The organism is Methylocystis rosea (assembly GCF_003855495.1).
GTDB lineage: Bacteria > Pseudomonadota > Alphaproteobacteria > Rhizobiales > Beijerinckiaceae > Methylocystis > Methylocystis rosea_A.
In genome coordinates this window covers 2,985,985-3,005,083 of sequence record NZ_CP034086.1, presented here as the reverse complement: position 1 = coordinate 3,005,083, position 19,099 = coordinate 2,985,985, and the positions used below count along the sequence as shown (strand labels likewise).

The 19,099-nt window shown below is 64.0% G+C and carries 17 protein-coding genes; 8 read left to right on the top strand and 9 right to left on the bottom strand.

Annotation, left to right across the window (positions count from 1 at the left end; genetic code table 11):
- Positions 1 to 86: 86 nt before the first annotated feature.
- On the top strand, positions 87 to 968 hold the full coding sequence (locus tag EHO51_RS14555) for a ParB/RepB/Spo0J family partition protein (protein WP_124739488.1): 882 nt from the start codon (positions 87 to 89) through the stop codon (positions 966 to 968).
- Between the two features lie 227 nt (positions 969 to 1,195).
- On the opposite strand, the gene EHO51_RS14550 is transcribed toward EHO51_RS14555, so the two are convergent.
- Positions 1,196 to 2,896: an OmpW family outer membrane protein gene (locus EHO51_RS14550; protein WP_124739487.1), complete on the bottom strand. Its 1,701-nt coding sequence runs from the start codon at positions 2,894 to 2,896 to the stop codon at positions 1,196 to 1,198.
- 346 nt (positions 2,897 to 3,242) lie between these two features.
- Between EHO51_RS14550 and purL the strand changes: the two genes are divergently transcribed.
- From purL to EHO51_RS14520, 6 genes are all read left to right on the top strand, one after another.
- Positions 3,243 to 5,489 (top strand): phosphoribosylformylglycinamidine synthase subunit PurL, encoded by a 2,247-nt coding sequence (gene purL, locus EHO51_RS14545; RefSeq protein ID WP_124739486.1) that lies wholly within the window; start codon positions 3,243 to 3,245, stop codon positions 5,487 to 5,489.
- 1 nt (position 5,490) lies between these two features.
- Entirely contained in the window at positions 5,491 to 5,721 is a 231-nt protein-coding gene (locus EHO51_RS14540; protein WP_026222654.1) for a BolA/IbaG family iron-sulfur metabolism protein, read from the top strand.
- 49 nt (positions 5,722 to 5,770) lie between these two features.
- Positions 5,771 to 6,115, top strand: a complete 345-nt coding sequence (grxD, locus tag EHO51_RS14535; protein ID WP_124739485.1) for a Grx4 family monothiol glutaredoxin — start codon at positions 5,771 to 5,773, stop codon at positions 6,113 to 6,115.
- A 220-nt stretch (positions 6,116 to 6,335) separates the two neighbouring features.
- Positions 6,336 to 6,578, top strand: a complete 243-nt coding sequence (locus EHO51_RS14530) for a hypothetical protein (protein WP_239753691.1) — start codon at positions 6,336 to 6,338, stop codon at positions 6,576 to 6,578.
- A gap of 327 nt (positions 6,579 to 6,905) precedes the next feature.
- The gene (gene pdxA / locus EHO51_RS14525) at positions 6,906 to 7,904 is read left to right on the top strand and encodes a 4-hydroxythreonine-4-phosphate dehydrogenase PdxA (RefSeq protein WP_124739484.1); all 999 of its coding nucleotides are present in this window, start codon (positions 6,906 to 6,908) and stop codon (positions 7,902 to 7,904) included.
- Positions 7,905 to 8,855 (top strand): ribosomal RNA small subunit methyltransferase A, encoded by a 951-nt coding sequence (locus tag EHO51_RS14520; RefSeq protein ID WP_124739483.1) that lies wholly within the window; start codon positions 7,905 to 7,907, stop codon positions 8,853 to 8,855.
- Here the strand turns inward: EHO51_RS14520 and EHO51_RS14515 are convergent.
- The 7 genes from EHO51_RS14515 to fabG all read right to left on the bottom strand — a co-directional run bounded on the left by EHO51_RS14515 (position 8,849) and on the right by fabG (position 16,774).
- Positions 8,849 to 9,193 carry a DUF488 domain-containing protein gene (locus tag EHO51_RS14515; protein WP_124739482.1) on the bottom strand — a complete coding sequence of 115 codons (345 nt, stop codon included), beginning with the start codon at positions 9,191 to 9,193 and terminating at the stop codon, positions 8,849 to 8,851. The two genes, EHO51_RS14520 and EHO51_RS14515, sit on opposite strands and share 7 nt — an antisense overlap.
- Before the next feature lie 383 nt (positions 9,194 to 9,576).
- Positions 9,577 to 10,218 (bottom strand): guanylate kinase, encoded by a 642-nt coding sequence (gene gmk, locus EHO51_RS14510; protein WP_124739481.1) that lies wholly within the window; start codon positions 10,216 to 10,218, stop codon positions 9,577 to 9,579.
- 79 nt (positions 10,219 to 10,297) lie between these two features.
- Entirely contained in the window at positions 10,298 to 11,185 is an 888-nt protein-coding gene (locus tag EHO51_RS14505) for a YicC/YloC family endoribonuclease (protein WP_124739480.1), read from the bottom strand.
- A 75-nt stretch (positions 11,186 to 11,260) separates the two neighbouring features.
- Entirely contained in the window at positions 11,261 to 13,984 is a 2,724-nt protein-coding gene (gene mltG / locus EHO51_RS14500) for an endolytic transglycosylase MltG (RefSeq protein ID WP_124739479.1), read from the bottom strand.
- Positions 13,985 to 14,143: 159 nt separating this feature from the next.
- The gene (gene fabF / locus EHO51_RS14495; RefSeq protein WP_124739478.1) at positions 14,144 to 15,406 is read right to left on the bottom strand and encodes a beta-ketoacyl-ACP synthase II; all 1,263 of its coding nucleotides are present in this window, start codon (positions 15,404 to 15,406) and stop codon (positions 14,144 to 14,146) included.
- 91 nt (positions 15,407 to 15,497) lie between these two features.
- The gene (locus tag EHO51_RS14490) at positions 15,498 to 15,737 is read right to left on the bottom strand and encodes an acyl carrier protein (protein ID WP_014891668.1); all 240 of its coding nucleotides are present in this window, start codon (positions 15,735 to 15,737) and stop codon (positions 15,498 to 15,500) included.
- A 299-nt stretch (positions 15,738 to 16,036) separates the two neighbouring features.
- Positions 16,037 to 16,774: a 3-oxoacyl-[acyl-carrier-protein] reductase gene (gene fabG / locus EHO51_RS14485; RefSeq protein ID WP_124739477.1), complete on the bottom strand. Its 738-nt coding sequence runs from the start codon at positions 16,772 to 16,774 to the stop codon at positions 16,037 to 16,039.
- Between the two features lie 424 nt (positions 16,775 to 17,198).
- Between fabG and EHO51_RS14480 the strand changes: the two genes are divergently transcribed.
- Positions 17,199 to 17,975 carry an outer membrane protein gene (locus EHO51_RS14480; protein ID WP_124739476.1) on the top strand — a complete coding sequence of 259 codons (777 nt, stop codon included), beginning with the start codon at positions 17,199 to 17,201 and terminating at the stop codon, positions 17,973 to 17,975.
- A gap of 99 nt (positions 17,976 to 18,074) precedes the next feature.
- On the opposite strand, the gene fabD is transcribed toward EHO51_RS14480, so the two are convergent.
- On the bottom strand, positions 18,075 to 19,022 hold the full coding sequence (fabD, locus tag EHO51_RS14475; RefSeq protein ID WP_124739475.1) for an ACP S-malonyltransferase: 948 nt from the start codon (positions 19,020 to 19,022) through the stop codon (positions 18,075 to 18,077).
- Positions 19,023 to 19,099 lie beyond the last annotated feature (77 nt).

Sequence of the window (19,099 nt, the reverse complement as noted above, 5' to 3'; positions counted from 1 at the left end):
CCCAAGATCAAGCAGCCCAAGATCAAGCAGCCCAAGATCAAGCAGCAAAGCCAAGCGGTCTTAGAACCAACGAAGGAGCCTTCAAGATGGCGGATGACTCGCGGCGCCGGCTGGGCCGGGGATTGGCGGCGCTTCTCGGCGACGCCGCCGCGGACGCCGCTCCGGTAGAGCGGCCGCGCGGTCCGCGAACGGCGCCGATCGAGTTCTTGCGCCCGAATCCGCGCAATCCGCGTATCTCCTTTCGCGAGGAGGATCTTGCCGAACTGACCGCGTCGATCCGCGAGAAGGGCGTGATCCAGCCCATCATCGTGCGCGTCATCGTCGGCGTCGCCGACGCCTATGAAATCATCGCGGGAGAGCGGCGCTGGCGCGCGGCGCAGATGGCCGGTCTTTCCGACGTGCCGGTCGTCATTCATGAGGCGAACGACAAGGAAGCGCTCGAACTCGCGATCATCGAGAATGTGCAGCGCGCCGACCTCAACGCCATCGAGGAGGCGAAGGGCTATGAGCGGCTCGGCGCCGAGTTTGGATATTCCCACGGCGAAATCGCGAAAATCATCGGCAAGAGCCGGTCGCACATCGCCAATACGATTCGCCTGCTCGCTTTGCCGGAGGACGCGAAACGGCTCGTGGGCGAGGGCGCGATTTCTGCCGGCCACGCACGCGCGCTTCTCGCCGTGGCGGACCCCAGCGCGGTGGCGCGCCGCATTGTCGAAAAGGGATTGACGGTTCGCGACGTCGAGCGATTGGCGAAGGATCACGCCGAGGAGACTGGGGCGTCGAGACATTCGCCGCGTTCCGCCAGGAATTCCGTCAAGGACGCCGATACGCGCGCGATCGAAAAGACCTTGAGCGATGCGCTCGGCATGCGTGTCGAACTTCGTTCCGAGGGTGAAAGCGGCGAACTTCGGATTCGCTACGAATCATTGGAGCAACTCGACTCGATTTGTCGGCTGCTGACCCAATAGCTTTCCTCTTGGTCACAACGTCGACGTCAAGCTGCGTCGGCGTGGTCAGAATAGATGGCGCCGTCTTCTGCGCCAATGGCGCTCCGCCACGCGCAGCGCGGCTTTCCTCGATCGCTGTTGGCGCGCCGTCTCAGCGACGCCCTGATGAATAAAAAAACCCCCGGCTCGCGCCGGGGGTTTTTGTATCGGAAACCGACCCAAGGGCCGGTTTCACGTGACGGCTAGCCTTAGAACAGCGGCGACAGCAGGCTGCCGCCGAAGCGATAGGTGAGGCCCGCCGAGATGACGACCGGATTGATCGGCAGAGACACCTTAACCGGGATGTAGATCGCGCTAAGCCCCGCCCCCGCGACCGGCGCGAACGAGACGACGGTGGAGTGAACCATCGGGTGCAGGCCGATATATTTGAAGTCGACGTTCACGCCCCAATGGTCGTTCAGCATGTAATCGAAGCCGATCTGTCCGACCGGCCCCCAGGACGGCGCGACCGTGGCGTATTGGAAGTTGGCGAGGACTCCTTGCGCGCCGGCAAGCGGCGATCCGGGGGCGAAAGGAATCGACCAGGTGTCGTTGTTGACGCGGGTATTCCAGAAGGTGGTGAAGTTCACGCCGACGCCGACATAGGGCTGGAAAGCGCCGATGTTGGTGAAGTGATATTGCGCCATGATGGATGGCGGGAACAGCCAGGCGCGGGCGAAGTCGCTGGAAATTGTGCCGGTGCCCTGGATGTGATGCGGCGCAACGCAGCAGATCGCTTCGATCGCCCAGTTCTTGGTGAGGTAATAGGCCACGTCAAGCATCGGGATGATGGCAGACGAGGTATTGGTGCTCGCGCCGGCAATGACGCCATTATAGCCAGTCAGGCCCGTGCCCACGCCGATGGAGCCCAAGCCGGGATATCCGGAACCCGAGTCGTAGACCGTGCCATGGCCGTTGAGCGGAATGACGCCGGCAACCTTCAGGCGCACCTGGAAGGGCTGGTAGCTATCCACGAAGGCGGGCGGCGGTCCCTTGACGGAGGGTAGAGCGCCGCTCGCGCTCGAAGGCGCTACAACCGCGAAGGGATCGAAGTGCCAGTTGATGCCCGCGCGAACGACCTGAAAGCGCGTCGGCGAGTTGTGGGTCGCGGCGAAGACCGGAATCCCCGCGGCGACGCCAGGCAAAGCGTTGAGCGGCACGGAATTGGCGGTCGTCGAGCCGAGATCGACATAAAGATATTCGGCCTTGAGCGACCAAGAGGGGAACATCGAGGGCGACCATTCGATGCCGCCGCCCGCGGTCCAGCCGACCTTGGTGTTGTCGTAATAGCCATTGCCGATGGCGCTCAATCCCTGAGCGGGGAACACATCGCCGAACCCAACATTGTTGACGACTTGGCCATAGGCGAAACCGCCCGTGCCGAAGACCATTAGATTTGGCATGGACGGAAGGGTAAAGCCGACCCGGCCGCGCACAGTGCCGAACCAATCGACGTTCTTCGTCGAATTCATCGTCTGCAGGTGGGTTCCGGTCGCATCGGCGAGCCCAATGGCCGTCCTGCTGTGGGAGACCGCATCGGTGGCCTGGATGTCGGCCTCGGCGCCGAGGACGAGCCACGGGTTGAACTGATAATTGTAGCCGAGCTGCGCGCCGCCGGCGATCCCGTGCAGATTTTGCCCGACGCTCCAGGTGGAGCCAAACGGCGCTAAGGTGACTGGAGCCGCTCCGACAACCGGAATGCCGGTAAGATAGCCCAGGCCGCCCGTCTCCCGGCTGTTGTCGCCGAAGGCGTAACCGATGTTGACGCCCCCGTAGAGGCCCGTCCAGGTGAACGCGGGCGGCGGCGGCGGCGGCGGCGCCTTATAGCTGGGCAGGTCGGCGGCCTGGGCGGCGGCGCCCACGCTCCCGACCACAAGAGCGGCTAGCGCGCCGCGAACAAAATTCTTCATCGGAACCCCCGGATTAAATTCTGCGGTAGACGGTCGACGACGAAGGCGCCGAAGTCCCATTCACGTTGCTATAAATTTTTGGTAATGCAACTAAGTCTGATGCAAAATTAGGCTGTGGCATGCTCATTCTTGGCCGCTGTGGCTATCGGGCAACATTCCCCTGAGATTCATGTGGGATAGCGAACATAGCTTTGCTGCAGGCGCTGCCGTGCACAGCGTATTAGATGCGATTTTGGGCGTGTGCGCGGCTTGCCGCGCCAGACGGCGCACAGTAATCCTTGCGCCGCCGCAGCGCGGCGAAGACGCGCGAAGAGGCGTCGAGATTTTCACGTCAATGCGAGGTTAAGTGAGCGCGACCGAACCCGCCGTTACGCCGGAGCTCGCCGCCGCTCATGGCCTCAAGCCCGATGAATATGCGCGCATCCTGACGCTCATCAGCCGCACGCCGAGCTTCACCGAACTCGGCATATTTTCGGCGATGTGGAACGAACACTGTTCCTACAAGTCGTCGCGCGTGCATCTGCGCAAGCTTCCGACCAAAGCCCCTTGGGTGATTCGCGGTCCGGGCGAGAACGCCGGCGTGATCGACATCGGCGATGGCGACGCCTGCGTCTTCAAGATGGAGAGTCACAACCACCCCTCCTTTATCGAACCCTATCAAGGCGCGGCGACGGGCGTCGGCGGCATCCTCCGCGACGTGTTCACGATGGGGGCGCGGCCGATCGCCTGCTTGAACCTGCTGCGCTTCGGTCGCCCGTCGCATCCCAAGACGCGGCGGCTCGTCGCCGGGGTCGTCGCCGGCGTCGGCGGCTATGGCAACAGTTTCGGCGTGCCGACGGTTGGCGGCTCGACGGAATTCGACGCCTCCTACGACGGCAATATTCTCGTCAACGCCATGGCGGTCGGGCTTGCCCGCACAGACTCGATCTTCTACTCGGCCGCCGCCGGCGTCGGGAATCCGATCGTTTATCTTGGCTCCAAGACCGGCCGCGACGGCATCCACGGCGCCACCATGGCTTCGGCGTCCTTCGAGGAGGACGCGGAGGAAAAGCGCCCCACCGTGCAGGTCGGCGATCCTTTTTCGGAAAAGCTGCTGCTCGAGGCTTGCCTGGAGCTCATGGCGTCGGGCGCGGTCATCGCCATCCAGGATATGGGCGCGGCGGGGCTGACATCTTCGGCGGTGGAGATGGGCGCCAAGGGCAATCTCGGCATCGAACTCGACCTCGACGCCGTTCCCTGCCGCGATGAGGGCATGACCGCCTATGAAATGATGCTGTCGGAGAGCCAGGAGCGCATGCTCATGGTTCTCAAGCCCGAACTTGAAGCGCAGGCCGAGGCGATTTTCAAAAAATGGGGGCTCGACTTCGCGATCATCGGCAGGACGACCGACACGCTGCGCTTCGTCGTCAAGCACAGGGGCGAGGTGAAGGTCGATCTGCCGATCAAGGAATTGGGCGACGAGGCTCCGGTCTATGATCGGCCCTGGATCCAAACGCCGAAACAGCCGGCGCTTGACGCGGCGTCTATCAAACCGCCCCTGTCGAACCGTGAAGCGCTGCTGAAACTGCTGGCGACGCCGAATCTCTGCTCGAAGCGCTGGGTCTGGGAGCAGTATGATCACCTCATTCTCGGCAATAGCGTGCGGCCGCCGGGCGGCGACGCCGCCGTGGTCAGGGTGGAGGAGGGACCGAAAGGTCTGGCGCTCACCACCGACGTCACGGCGCGCTATTGCGCCGCAGATCCATACGAAGGCGGCAAGCAGGCGGTCGCGGAAAGCTGGCGCAACATCACCGTGCGCGGCGCGACGCCGCTGGCGCTCACCGACAATCTCAATTTCGGCAATCCCGAGCGGCCAGAATACATGGGCCAGTTCGTCGGCTGCCTGGAGGGGATCGGCGAAGCCGCGCGGGCGCTGGATTTCCCCATCGTTTCCGGGAATGTCTCGCTCTACAACGAGACGCAGGGCGCCGGCATTCTGCCCACCCCGGCGATCGGCGGGGTCGGACTCATCGCCGACGTCGCCAAGGCGGCGCAAACCGGCTTCGCCAGAGAGGGCGAGGCGATCCTGCTGATCGGCGAGACGAAGGGCTGGCTCGGCCAGTCAGCCTATGCGCATGACCTTTGCGGACGCACGGATGGCGCCCCGCCGCCCGTGGATCTTGCCGCCGAGCGCCGGAACGGCGACTTCGTTCGGGGACTGATTCTATCCGGGCGCGTCAGCGCGGCGCATGATCTCTCGGACGGCGGTCTCGCCGTCGCGCTGGCGGAAATGGCGCTCGCGGGCGATAGGGGAGCGGAAATCGCGGCGCTCCCGTCGGGTTCTGGACACGCGACGCTGTTTGGAGAAGACCAGGCGCGCTATCTCGTCACCGTCCGGCAGGGCGAAGACGCCGCCGAGGTGGTCCGAGCGGGCGCGGGGGCGGGCGTGCCCATTCTGGCGATCGGCCGCGTCGGCGGCGACGCCTTGATCCTGCCCGGCGAGGCGCCGATATTGCTGACCGAGCTGCGCAAGGCGCATGAAGCCCCGCTGCCGGCCTTCATGGCCGGAGATGACAACGCGCTTTCGTGCGCTTTCTCGACACAGGTGTCATAAAATGCCCATGCCCTCCGCTGAAATCGAGCGTCTCATCAAGTCCGCCATACCCGACGCGCAGGTGGAGCTGACCGCGCTCGTCAACGATGACGATCATTGGGCGGCCACGGTCGTCTCCGAAAGCTTCCGCGGCCTCACCCGCGTCAAGCAGCACCAGATGGTCAACGCCGCGTTCGGCGACCGGCTCGGCGGCGAATTGCATGCGCTGCAGCTGACGACGCGCGCGCCCTAATCTCTCTCCTCAACCGGCGCCTTGAACGCCGCAAGAAAGGCAAATGACAATGTCCGAAGACGCCAACTCCCGCATCAAAAGCGAAATTGAATCCTCTGACGTCGTGCTCTTCATGAAGGGCACGCCGCAGGCGCCGCAATGTGGCTTCTCCATGCAGGTGGTGCAGATCCTCAACCACCTCGGCGTGCCTTACAAGGCGGTCAACGTGCTCGCCGACGGCGCGATACGCGACGGCATCAAAGCCTATTCCAATTGGCCGACGATCCCGCAGCTCTACGTCAAGAATGAATTCATCGGCGGCTGCGATATCGCCAAGGAAATGTTCCAGAGCGGCGAACTCGTCGCTTTGCTCGACAAAGAAGGCGTCCCTCACGCCCCGGCGGGCAAGGCCTAAGCCTTATCGCCGTCTAGCGTTTTTGTGCGCGTCGCTCTCTGAGCGGCGCGCATTTGTTTTATCGATGGATCAGCGAGACGGCATGATTGCTGCATCGCACACAGGCGTCAGAAGGGTGAAGTAGCTTACACTTTATTATGACAAACAGATGAAAGATTCTGTTCTCCACAGGGGCGCCCGGGCATCCCGCCCGCAAGCGCAATTCGGGATGGAGAATACGATGTCCTTTAAACTCGTCTTTGCCGCTGCGGCGCTCGGGGTCGCACTCTCCGCGGGCTCGGCCTTCGCATATGAGCGGCACTATAATTTCCGAGAGGTTTGGGGCGACGCGGTGCGCGAACACGGGCGCGATGAAGCCTTGAGCGCGACGCCGCGCGACGTCATGCGACACTATCCGCGTCAGCTGACCGAGGACGGACCACACGATCCGAGCGGCAGGATCATTCTCGAAGGCGCTCAGTAGCCCCACTGTCAAGAAAAAGCTCCGGCGCGGCTTCGAAGGACCGCCGGAGCTTCTTTTTTCGCTGCGCGATGGCGCCGGATGCGACCGGCCCGGCACATTAAAAAAATAAAACGTTTTTTGCGGCGCATTACGGAAGCTGCGGCAGCAAGATTTCCATCGCCTTGAGCGATAGCGTTATCGCCAGAATCCATAGGTTAAGTCTATGCATCGGAACAGCCGGGCGGTTTGATTTCACGCCGCGTCTGCGGCACAGTCGCTCATGACCAAGCAGCGCCTGCGCAATTTACGGTCCGGCGCCCGCGACTGCCACGAGGGCAGCCAAGCGCCGTGACGATCGCTCCCATTGCCCTGACTCAAGGCGACCCTTCAGGCATCGGGCCGGAGCTCGCGCTCATGGCCTATGTCATGCGTGAATCATGCGATCTGCCACCGTTTTTCCTGCTCAGCCATCCCGCCTTTATCGCCCGAGTCGCGGCCACTCTCGCGCTCGAAATCCAAATTGAAAGCACAACGGCGGCGCAGGCTCGCGAAGTCTTCTCCCGCGCGCTGCCTGTCGTCGATACGGGGCGTCATGTTGTCGCCGGCGCGCCCGGCCGTCCTGATGGTCAAGACGCTCAATCAACAATTAGCTCGATCGAGAAGGCGGTGGAATGCGTCGCAAAGGGCGAAGCGCGCGCCGTCGTCACCAATCCGATCGCAAAATCGATTCTCTATGACGCCGGATTCAAACATCCCGGACACACCGAGTTTTTGGCGGAGCTCGCGCATCGTCATCATGGCGGCGATTATCGCGCGGTGATGATGCTGTGGTCGGAGGAACTCGCCGTCGTTCCGATAACGATTCACATTCCGCTCGCTAGCGCCTCGAAAAATTTGACGCGCGAACTGATCGTCGAAACGGGAGAAATTGTGGCGCACGATCTGCGCGCGCGATTTCACATCAGTAAGCCGCGCCTCGCGTTCGCCGGCTTAAATCCACATGCGGGCGAAGAGGGCGCGCTCGGCCGCGAGGAGATTGACACTATCGCGCCGGCGATCGCCGAATTGCGCGCGCGCGGCGTCGATGCGTCTGGACCTTTTCCCGCTGACACGATGTTCCACGAATCCGCTCGCGCGAAATATGACGTCGCGCTATGTCCGACGCATGATCAGGCGCTCATTCCGATCAAGACGCTCGCCTTTGACCGCGGCGTGAATGTAACGCTCGGCCTTCCCTTCGTGCGCACGTCGCCCGATCATGGAACGGCTTTCGACATCGCCGGCAAAGGAATCGCCGATCCGGCGAGCCTGATCGAAGCGATCAAACTTGCAGGACGAATCAGTTAAGTGCCCGACGCGCTGCCGCCGCTGCGAGACGTCGTCGCCCGTTACGGACTCGACGCAAAAAGATCGCTTGGACAGAACTTTCTGTTCGATCTCAATCTCACCGCGCGCATCGCCCGCGCCGCCGGACCTTTCGATGACACGATCATCGTCGAGATCGGTCCCGGTCCCGGCGGGTTGACACGCGCGCTGCTCGAGCAAGGCGCGCGAGTCATCGCCGTCGAACGCGATCCTCGTTGTTTGCCGGCGCTCGAAGAGATCGCGGCGCATTACCCAGGCCGGTTGACGATCGTCGAAGGCGATGCGCTGGAGATAGACATTGCAGCGCTCGTGCGGACCCACGCGCCTGTCATTCCAGACGCTCGTGAAACGAGCGATCGGGAATCCAGCGCAGATTCCGAAACAAATGCCAGTTCCCCGCTCGACCTTCGGCCCGTCGGGAATGACAACCGAGCTTCTGCGCGCATCTGCGCCAACCTTCCGTACAACGTCGCGACGGCGTTGCTGACGAAATGGATCGCAGCGGAGCCCTGGCCCTCGGTCTTCGACCGCTATGTGCTGATGTTTCAAAGAGAGGTTGCGCTGCGCATCGTCGCGACGCCGAAAGAGCGCGCCGATTATGGTCGGCTCGCGGTGCTGTGCGGCTGGCGCACGAAGGCGCGCATTCTCTTCGACGTCTCGCCCGCCGCCTTCACGCCGCCGCCGAAAGTGACCTCTTCCGTCATTGAGCTGACGCCAAATCCGAAGCCGCTGCACTGCGATCCGCGGGCGTTGGCGCGCGTCACGCAAGCCGCCTTCGGACAACGCCGCAAGATGTTGCGGCAAAGTTTGAAGTCGCTTGGCGTCGATGCGTCGGCGCTGCTCGCGGCGGCCGGAATAGACGAAACCAAACGCGCGGAAGAAATCGACGTCGCCGGCTTCGTCGCTCTGGCCAATGCGCTTTTGGCTCAGTGACGCTTGCGTAGATAATCTCGCAGCACAACGGCGTTGTTCATCGACTCGTCGCGCGCCGCATAGAGCAATGTGACGTGGCCCTTGCGCGTCACTGCGCGAAGCGCCTCGATTCGCGGCTGCGTCTCGGGCGCGGCAAGCTCGGCGCGATAACGCTTCTCAAATTCCTCCCAGCGTTCCGGTTTATGGTCGAACCAGCGCCGCAGCGTATTGCTTGGCGCAACGTCCTTCGCCCAGAGATCAAGGTCCGCCTTGTCCTTACGCAGGCCGCGCGGCCAAAGCCGATCGACGAGCACGCGCGTCTTCCGCTTCGGCTTGGTCGTAAACGCGCTTGAGAGCAATAGGCGCCATGGTGACGAGATAGCGCGCCGCGCACGAAGAGCTATTCGCTCAAAAGCTTGGCGGTAAAATGTTTCGATGGCTTTGATCGCTCAGCAGTGAGCGCTGAATCGCAAAATCGACAGAAGGCTAATCGATCAATCCGTAATAAAGATGCCAGAGGCCGGAATCGCGAGCTTGGACACTACGCAGGCATTCGTGTAGCGCGTTTGGATCGTCAACTTTGAATCTGCAAAGGCCCACGACCATAGCGTATCGCTGATTTTCTACGTAGATCAAACGTGCAGACACAAATACGAGCGCTGCCAACAACAGGAAAATTGCAAGCTCTTTCATTGCGACCTCGCGGTCCGTCAGTTTGCGTGATCTTCGTGCAATTGATGGATCACTCGTTCAATAATTTCGCGACGAATTGCTCGATTTCCTTATCGCGCCTTGGCCGTCTCTGCCGTTCGGCGCGCAGGATCGCGATCAGATCGTCGAAGGCGCGCTGCAGATCGTCGTTGACGATCACATAGTCGTAATCTTTCCAGCGCGCGATTTCCTTGCGCGCATTCTCAAGCCGTCGCGCCATCGCGTCGCGCGAATCCTCCGCGCGCCGCTCAAGTCGGGCGCGCAATTCATCCATCGACGGCGGCAGGATGAAGACGGTGACGGCGTCGGCGCCCATCTTCTCGCGCACCTGGCGCGTGCCCTGATAGTCGATGTCGAACAGGCAGTCGCGGCCTTGCGCAAGGATGTCTTCGACCGGCCCACGCGGCGTGCCGTAAAAATTGCCGTGAACCTCGGCCCATTCCAAAAGTTCGCCGGCGTCGCGCATGGCGGCGAATCGACGCTCGGGGATGAAGCTGTAATGGATGCCGTCGACTTCGCTCGAACGCCTTGTGCGCGTCGTCACCGAAATTGACAGCGTCAGATCGAGATCGCGGTCCTGCAGCAGCATCCGCGTCAGCGTCGTCTTGCCCGCGCCGGAGGGCGAGGAAAGGATGAGGACAATGCCGCGGCGGCTGGATGGAGTCGGAAGCATGACTTTTCGAGAGCGAGTAGCCGATAGTTAGTAGCGAGTAGCGAGTTAGCGAGTAGCGGCCTCGCTGTCCACTCGCGACTCACTCGATGTTCTGAACCTGCTCGCGCAGCTGCTCGACCTCGATCTTCAGTTCAAGCCCGATCGCCGAGAGTCCGGCGTCGTTCGATTTGGCGCACAGCGTGTTGGTCTCACGGCCAAGCTCCTGCGCCAGAAAATCCAGACGCCGGCCGATCGGCCCGCCCGCAGCGAGCAGTTTGGACGCGCTGTCGACATGCGCCTTCAATCGGTCGAGCTCCTCGCGAATGTCGGCGCGAACCGCAAGCAGCGCCGCCTCCTGGTGCAGTCGCGCCGGATCGAGGGAATCGGCGTTCTCCAGGAGGCGCGCGAGCTGCTGCTTCAGCCGCGCGCGAATCGCTTCGGGCTGGCGCGCCGGCGCCGCGTCGGCCTGCGCGGCGAGGATCGATATGCGATCGAGCCGCTGACGAAGGACCGCCGCCAGAGCGTCGCCCTCCGCGGCGCGCGAGGCGATCAGCGCGTTCAGCGCTTCATCCAGCGATCCGAGAATCTGCGCGTCAAGCTCGGCGCGATCGGCGTCGGACAGCTCCGGCTCGACGATCTCGACCACGCCGCGCACCGCGAGCAGACCATCGAGCGTCGCGGGGCCGATATTGGCGGGCGGCGGGCGTTCGGAGAGTGCGGTGAGAAGGGCGTCGAGAGCGACGCGGTTGAGGCGGGCGACCTGGCTCTCGTCTTCGCGCTTTGCGACAAGATTGGCGAAAACCGCCCCGCGCGCGAGCCGCGCGGCGATTTTTTCCCTCGCCTTGATCTCCACGGAGTCGAAATCTGGTGGGGCGCGCAGACGCAGGTCCAGCCCCTTGGCGTTGACGCTCTTGATCTCCCACGCATAGCGAAAGGCGGCGACGGCGCCCTGAACGCGGGCGAATCCCGTCATGCTGTGAATGCTCATTTGCGGCGGCGGCTCCGAGACGGCGAATCGGCGTGAGGCCGAGTTGCGCCGCGCCTGACTATCGCCGCGTCGGCCTTACCGCAAATCGGTTGTCGTAGGGACCGTCTTAGCTGAGGTGAGATCCCAGCTCTTGTCACGCAGCGGGTCGAGCGGCGTGCCTTCAGAGGCGTCGAAGGCGCGCGGACGCAAGGGCCGACCGCCCGTCGCGGCCAAAGCCGTGGCGCCCGCCGGCGGCGCGGCGTCCTGTACGAGTCGTCCGCCGAGCGCTTCGCCGGGAAGCTCGTCGGAGCCTGCCGAAAGTCCGAGACGCGCCGCGCGGGCCCGCTGTTCGGCGCGCTGCGCCGGCGAGACCGGATAGGCGGCGATCTCGCCGGCACCGTCAGGCTGAGCGTCCGGACTTTCGCTCGCGATGGTCGTCATATCCGGATTGAGCCGCTCCTCCTCCGCCCGGGGCGGCGCCGGGCGGCCGGCGAGAAGCATCGGGTCGAACAGCGCCCTGGCCCGCAGCTGCACGGATTCCTCGGTAAAGAAGGGTCGCGCCGGCCTCAGGGCGGCAAATTCAGCCGCCTGGACCTGCGTGCGGTCGCCGTGGCCGCCGAGGAAAAAATCGGCTTCGGCGTAAGAAAATTTGCCGAGCCGGTGGGTGGGACCGTCGTCCGGCGCCATGGCGCGGTTCGCCGGAAAGTCTTCGTGACTCTCGGCAAGCGTGACGAGACGTCCGATGGGCGCCTGCGTGCGCTTATCGGGCTTGGGCGCCGCCGGCGCGGGGACGCCGGGCGTGGCGCGATCAACCGCGCCGTCGGTCTTTTCTTTCTCCAGTCGCCGCCAGTTCTGGACGTTGCGCGAATGCTGGTCGAGCGATTCGGAGAAGACATGACCGCCCGTGCCGTCGGCGACAAAATAGAGATCGCGCGTCGGCGCAGGATGCGCGGCGGCTTCAAGCGCGGCGCGGCCGGGATTGGCGATCGGTCCCGGCGGAAGACCGTCGATGGCGTAGGTGTTGTAAGGCGTCCACTTCTCGATCTCGCTGCGCATGATCGGCCGGCCGAGCGTCGCTTTTCCGCCGACGAGGCCGTAGATGATCGTCGGATCAGACTGAAGGCGCATGCCTTTGCGCAGCCGATTGACGAAGACGGCGGCGACGCGCGGCCGCTCCTCGTTCTTGCCCGTCTCTTTTTCGACGATCGACGCGAGCGTCACCAGTTCGTAGGGCGTGCGCAACGGCAGGTCCGGCGAGCGCTTCGCCCAGATCGCATCGAGCGTCTTGCGCTGGTCTTCCTGCATCTTCCCGAGCAGACGCGCCCGAGGGTAGCCGCGCGGGTATTTGTAGGTCTCGGGCAGCAGAGCGCCTTCCTTCGGAAGGTCGACGATATCGCCCACCAGCAGTTGGGCTTCTTTCAGCTTTTGCACAATTTGTTCTGAAGTCAGACCTTCCGGGATGGTCACGCTGTGCATGATCTGACGACCGGAGGCGATCTGATCGATCACGTCGCGAACGCTTATGTTTTTCTTGAAGGCAAATTCGCCGGGCTTCAGCTTGCCGAGCTTGCCGTCGAGAAGCGTTCCGAACTGCATGAGCGTCGAATTGGCGATGACGCCTTCGCGCTCGAGTTGAGAGATGATCTCAAGCAAGTCGCTGCGCGGCGGAATATAGACGACCTTGTCGGCCGCCAGCGGCCCCGGTTCTTTCAGCTTGTGCATAACGGCGATGACGCCGAAGACGCCGGCGACAAGCGCGACGAGCACGAAACTCAGGAAGCCGCTCGCCACGGAAAGCGTTCCCTCGCGGCGCTTACGCTTTTTCGGCGGAGGCGCGGCTTCTGCCGGCTTAGCGCTTTGACGCGCAGCGCGCCGCCCGAATATGCCGGCGCCCGGCGCCGCGGCGCCCGGCTTTGCCGCCGAGGGCGGGCCGGCAGGTCCGAGTGCTGGCGCTTCAGCCCTGATCACGGGGCGCGGCGGCGGGGTCCAGGACGGGGGAGCCGGCGATGCGGGTCCCGCCGGCGGCGCAGCAGACGGTTTTGCGGTTTCGCTGGCAGGCGCAACGTAGGCAGTCGGCGCGGGCGCTTGCGCCAATGGCGGCTGCGGCGACGCCCCCGGGGCTGAAGCGGGAACCTGCGAAAGGGGCGCCTCGGCCTTCGCCGCAATGGGCGGCTGCGGCGCTGGCGGGGGAATCACGGCGGGTTGGATGGGCGCCGCCGGAACCGGGGTGGCGATTTCAGCCGCTGGCGGGGCGGGCGCTTTCGGAGTCTCGGGCGGAGGCGCTTCGACCTTCGCTGCGACGGGCGGCTGCGGCGCTGCGGGCGGCGGAACGACCGCGGGTTGGAGGGGCGCTGCCGGAATCGTCGCGACGATATCAGACGCTGATGGGGCGGGAGCTTTCGGCGGCTCGGGCAGAGTCGGTTCGACCTTTGTCGCGAGCTGCGGCTGCGGGGTGGGCGGCGGAACCACGGCGGGTTGGAAGGGCGCGGCGGGAACCGGCGTGGCGAGGTCGGCCGCTGGCGGGACGGGAGCCTTCGGCGGCTGGGCCGGAGTCGCTTCGGCCTTCGCGATCGGCGGCTGCGGCATTGGCGCAGACGCGACCGCGGCCGGCTCTTTCACCAGCGCGGCGTCAGGCGGCGAAATTCCAATCGGCGGCGCCCCAGAGTCCTCTGCGGGCGCGTTCAAGCTTGGTTGCGCTGGGAGGTCTTCGCGCTGTAGCGCGGCGGCTTCGGCGTTTTCGGCCGAGGTCGGCGCGCTCGGCGCCGCCGCTACGGCGTCTGTCGGCTTTTCGGGCGCGCCTTTATTGTCCGGTTCGCTCATCGCACTACGCCCATCAAACGCTCGAAGATTTCACGCCGATTATCGCCGAGGACTTACACTATGCCTCATTGTGGCGAATTCAGGAATGCGCCGCTTAGGTTCGCAGGCTCCGGCGCATCGCGCGATAGACGTTCGAATGCGCCGGTTGAGCGCCCCTGCTCAGGAGGCGCGGCGAAACAGCAGCGAGGCGTTCGTGCCGCCAAAACCGAAGGAATTCGACAAAGCGATATTGATTTCCTTCTCGCGGGCTTTGTGCGGCACGAGGTCGATCGTCGTTGCAACTGAGGGATTGTCGAGGTTGCGCGTCGGCGGCGCGACATTCGCCTGCATCGCCAGGATCGAATAGATCGCTTCGACGGCGCCGGCGGCGCCGAGCAGATGGCCGATCGCGGATTTCGTCGATGACATGGCGAGCTTGGGTTCGACGTTGCCCAGAAGACGTTCGACGGCCTTGAGTTCAATCTCGTCGCCGAGCGGCGTCGACGTGCCGTGCGCATTCACGTAATCGATGTCGGTGACGGAAACGCCGGCGCGCTTCAGCGCGGCCTTCATGCAGCGATAGGCGCCGTCGCCATCGGGTGCCGGCGCGGTGATGTGATAGGCGTCGCCCGACATGCCGTAGCCGATAAGTTCGGCGTAGATTTTCGCGCCACGCGCCTTGGCGTGCTCATACTCCTCGAGCACGACGCAGCCAGCGCCTTCGCCAAGCACGAAGCCGTCGCGGTCCCTGTCATACGGCCGGGAGGCGGCTTCAGGACGATCGTTGAAGCCGGTCGACAGCGCGCGGCACGCGGCGAAGCCAGCGACGCCGATGCGATTGACGGGCGATTCGGCGCCGCCGGCGACCATCACGTCGGCGTCGCCCATGGCGATGATGCGCCCCGCGTCGCCGATGGCGTGCGTGCCGGTGGCGCAGGCCGTCACCACCGCATGATTCGGGCCCTTCAGGCCGTGCATGATGGAGACATAGCCCGCCACGAGATTGATGATTCGGCCCGAGACGAAGAAAGGCGACACGCGGCGCGGTCCCTTCTCCCTCAAGGTGACGGAGGTTTCGTAGATGCCGCCGAGTCCGCCGATGCCGGAGCCGATCAGAACGCCAGTGGATTCCTGCTTCTCTGGGGTGTCGGCCACCCAACCGGAGTCTTTTAGCGCCTGGGTCGCGGCGCTCGCGCCATAGATGATGAAATCATCGACCTTGCGCTGCTCTTTGGGATCGAACCAGTCGTCAGGATTGAACGTGCCGTCCGCGCCGTCGCCGCGCGGCACGACCGCCGCAATCTGGCAAGCGAGGTCGGAGGCCTCGAATGTGTCGATACGTTTGAAGCCGCATTCTCCGGCGGCGAGACGGCGCCAATTGGTCTCCACGCCGCAGCCCAAAGGAGATACGACGCCAAGACCGGTGACGACCACCCTGCGCATGGCTCTACTCTCGAACTGTTATGTTGTCGGAAATGGCGGCGTCGGCGAAGCCTCGCGAGAGGATCCGCCGCGCGCTTGGTTCTTCAGTTCGTCAGGCGGCTTTCGCCTTTTCGAGGAACTTCACTGCATCGCCCACAGTGAGAATCGTCTCGGCGGCGTCGTCGGGAATCTCGACGCCGAATTCTTCCTCGAAAGCCATGACGAGTTCGACGGTATCGAGCGAATCGGCTCCCAGATCGTCGATGAAATTGGCTTTGTCGACGACCTTGTCGGCTTCGACGCCGAGATGCTCGACAACAATCTTTTTCACGCGCTCGGCGACATCGCTCATCTTCTTTTATCCCTGTCTGCGTTTGGCGCCTCACGCGCCGTGTGGCGATTTAGAGCAGGCCTGCTGGCGCGCTCCGTGATCGCCCTTCATCCCTTTAACGTGCAATCGCGCGCCGATCGCCCTGATGTGTGCGAGACGCGTTGCGACTTGCTCCACCGGGTTTAAATCGCGGCGACGCCGCCCCTCAGCGGCGAGGTCTGGTAGCATACTTCCCTGAGCATGGCGAGAGGCGCCCCCGCGTTCCCGCGGACGCGGCGAAAAGGTCGCCGCAGACGCGTTTTCCAGGCGATTCGCCTCTCCTAGATCATGGCCATGCCGCCATTGACGTGCAGGGTCTGCCCGGTGACATAGGCCGCCTCGGCGCTGGCCAGATAGACGCAGGCGGCGGCGACGTCGGCGCCGGTCCCGAGCCTACCGGCGGGCACCATGCGAAGGATCGCCTCCTTCTGCGCGTCGGTCAGCGCCTCGGTCATCGGGCTTTCGATGAATCCGGGCGCGACGCAATTGACGGTCACGCCGCGCGAGGCGACCTCGCCGGCCAGCGACTTCGACATGCCGATCATGCCCGCCTTGGCGGCGGCGTAATTGCCTTGCCCGGGATTGCCGGTCACGCCGACGACCGAGGTGATCTGGATGATCCGGCCGAAGCGCTTTTTCATCATCCCGCGCAGCGCCGCGCGCGACAGGCGAAAGGCCGACGTCAGATTGACGTTGATGACGGCGTCCCAGTCCTCGTCCTTGAGGCGCATGAACAACATGTCGCGGGTGATGCCGGCGTTATTGACGAGAATGTCGAGTCCGCCCATCGCCGCCTCCGCCGCCGGCACGAGCTTCTCGGTCTCGTCCTTTTGCGAAAGATTGCAGGGGAGAATGTGCGTGCGGCCGTTCAATTCGCCGGCAAGCGCCTCCAGCGCCTCTTTCCTCGTCCCGGAAAGCGCCACGACGGCGCCGGCGGCGTGAAGCGCGCGCGCGATCGCCGCGCCGATTCCGCCGCTCGCGCCCGTGACGAGCGCAGTCTTGCCGTTGAGATCAAACATGTCTTCCCCTCTCCTCCGTCGCGCCGATGGCGTGAGCCTTATAGCCTCAGTTCGGGGAGTGGCCTTTTTTCAGCCGCGGTTCAACTTCAAACGACCGCCTCCACAACGGCGGACGCCGCCGGCGTCCAATCGGAAATTGGGAGAAAGTGGGCGTCAGTTCGGCTTCGTTTCGCAAGCGACGGATTCGAGACTGAATTGCTCAACAACACATCGGAAGCTGCGTCAAATTCCATTGTGGCGTAACTGCAACAGTCGAAATCTTTTGGGTCTTTTGGGCCCGATTTTACCTTCTGTTTGTTGTTTCCCGCGAGAAATTTGCGCACAGTCCGCCGTGCTTGGGGGTCAGCGTCCTTGAACGTCCGAAAGAGTCACGGGACTGACGCGCACCTATTAATTTAAGTTGGCTCAAATGAAGGATAGAGAGATGAAGACAGCGATCTCGGCCCTGGCTCTGGCGACGGCGCTTTTCGCCGGCGCCGCGAACGCCGCCGATCTACCCTCCCACAAGGCTCCTCCGCCGTACATCCCCCCGCCGCCGATCATGACCTGGACCGGGTTCTACGCCGGTCTTAACCTCGGCGGTGGCTTCTTCGCCAGCAATTCCTCCAATCAGGGTTGGAACTGGGGCTGGAACAACGGCAACAACAGCACCGGCGGTGTGATCGGCGGCGGTCAGATCGGCTATAACTTCCAGGTTACGCCGATGTTCGTCGTCGGCGCCGAGACCGACTTCCAGGGCACCAGCCTTGGTTCGGGCGGCGGCAACAACAACAACTGGTGGTTGTTCGGCGGCTTCGGCGGCGGCGGCGCAGGCACCGCGCGTCTGAACTGGTTCGGCACCGTTCGCGGCCGCGTCGGCATCACCCTGCTGAGCCCGCAACTGCTGGTCTACGGCACGGGCGGCTTTGCCTATGGCGAAGTGCAGCGCAACAGCTGGTGGAACCAGAACTCTGCGGTGCAGACGGGCTGGACCGCTGGCGGCGGCGCCGAGTGGATGTTCTTCCCGAACTGGTCCGCGAAGGTCGAGTATCTGTATACGCAGATCAGCGGCACCGGGAACAACAACAACTGGCTGTGGGCGTTCAACCCGGGTTGGGGCCTCAACAGCACCAACAACCGCACGCGCTTCCACACGATCCGCGCTGGCATCAACTATCACTTCAACTTCGGCTCCCCGGCGCCGGTGTTGGCCAAGTACTGATCTCACTAATCCGACGGATCGACCTTACGGTCGAGAGAATGGGCCCGGTCTTCGCGACCGGGCCTTTTCTTTTTTGGCTCTCTTTTGGTTCTGCAGCCTCTACGCGAAGGCGCGATAGGCGTCGAAATCCGCGGGCGCGCCCACCGAAATGCCCGCTGCCTGCGGCGCGATTCGCTTCAAAAGCCCGGCGAGCACCTTGCCCGAGCCGCATTCGACGAACTTCGTCACACCGTGACTCGCCATATAGGCGACGCACTCGCGCCAGCGCACCGCGCCGGTGACCTGCTCGATGAGCAGTCGGCGAATCGCCTCCGGGTCTTGCGTCGGCTCCGCCGTCACATTGGCGACCACCGGAACGCGCGGGGCGCTGATCGCCGCTCCGGCGAGCGCCTCGCGCATCGCGTCGGCGGCGGGCTGCATCAGCGAACAATGGAAGGGCGCGGAGACCGGCAGCAGCAGCGCACGCTTGATTCCCTTCTCCTTGGCGATGTCGATCGCCTTGTCGACGGCGGCCTTGCCCCCGGAAATCACCACCTGGCCGCCGCCATTGTCATTGGCGACCTGACAGACGCCGTTGGCGGCGGTCGCCGCTTCCTGCGCTACGGTGCGCGCTTGATCGAAGTCGGCGCCGAGCAGCGCCGCCATGGCGCCTTCTCCGACAGGGACCGCTTTCTGCATGGCGTCGCCGCGAATGCGCAGCAGCCGCGCTGTATCGGAAATCGTCAGCGCGCCCGCGGCCGCGAGAGCGGAATATTCGCCGAGCGAATGGCCGGCGACGAAGGCCGCGTCGCGCGGAAGATCAAGGCCGCATTCCGCCTCGAGCGCCCGAATCGCAGCGAGCGACGCCGCCATCAGCGCCGGCTGGGCGTTGGCGGTGAGCGTCAGCTCGGCGTCAGGGCCTTCGAACATGAGTTTGGAGAGCGGCTGCGACAGCGCATCGTCGACCTCGGCAAAAACCGCGCGCGCGGGCGCGAAGGCGTCGAACAGCGCCTTGCCCATGCCGACCGCCTGAGATCCCTGACCGGGAAAAATGAAAGCCTTCTGCATGCGTAACCGTCCCTACTTTATTATTGTTTGGGTCGCCGCGTGTGGCGCAGGGGGGTTCGCCGTGTCAAGTTGGCGCC

What these genes read in the sequence shown, in the direction of transcription:
- fabF (WP_124739478.1), bottom strand. Translation starts at nt 15,406, where the DNA reads ATGCGCAGGGTGGTCGTCACCGGTCTTGGCGTCGTATCTCCTTTGGGC.
- EHO51_RS14490 (WP_014891668.1), bottom strand. Translation starts at nt 15,737, where the DNA reads ATGAGCGATGTCGCCGAGCGCGTGAAAAAGATTGTTGTCGAGCATCTC.
- EHO51_RS14540 (WP_026222654.1), top strand. Translation starts at nt 5,491, where the DNA reads ATGCCCATGCCCTCCGCTGAAATCGAGCGTCTCATCAAGTCCGCCATA.
- EHO51_RS14555 (WP_124739488.1), top strand. Translation starts at nt 87, where the DNA reads ATGGCGGATGACTCGCGGCGCCGGCTGGGCCGGGGATTGGCGGCGCTT.
- EHO51_RS14530 (WP_239753691.1), top strand. Translation starts at nt 6,336, where the DNA reads ATGTCCTTTAAACTCGTCTTTGCCGCTGCGGCGCTCGGGGTCGCACTC.
- EHO51_RS14550 (WP_124739487.1), bottom strand. Translation starts at nt 2,896, where the DNA reads ATGAAGAATTTTGTTCGCGGCGCGCTAGCCGCTCTTGTGGTCGGGAGC.
- grxD (WP_124739485.1), top strand. Translation starts at nt 5,771, where the DNA reads ATGTCCGAAGACGCCAACTCCCGCATCAAAAGCGAAATTGAATCCTCT.
- gmk (WP_124739481.1), bottom strand. Translation starts at nt 10,218, where the DNA reads ATGCTTCCGACTCCATCCAGCCGCCGCGGCATTGTCCTCATCCTTTCC.
- fabD (WP_124739475.1), bottom strand. Translation starts at nt 19,022, where the DNA reads ATGCAGAAGGCTTTCATTTTTCCCGGTCAGGGATCTCAGGCGGTCGGC.
- mltG (WP_124739479.1), bottom strand. Translation starts at nt 13,984, where the DNA reads ATGAGCGAACCGGACAATAAAGGCGCGCCCGAAAAGCCGACAGACGCC.
- EHO51_RS14505 (WP_124739480.1), bottom strand. Translation starts at nt 11,185, where the DNA reads ATGAGCATTCACAGCATGACGGGATTCGCCCGCGTTCAGGGCGCCGTC.
- fabG (WP_124739477.1), bottom strand. Translation starts at nt 16,774, where the DNA reads ATGTTTGATCTCAACGGCAAGACTGCGCTCGTCACGGGCGCGAGCGGC.
- EHO51_RS14480 (WP_124739476.1), top strand. Translation starts at nt 17,199, where the DNA reads ATGAAGACAGCGATCTCGGCCCTGGCTCTGGCGACGGCGCTTTTCGCC.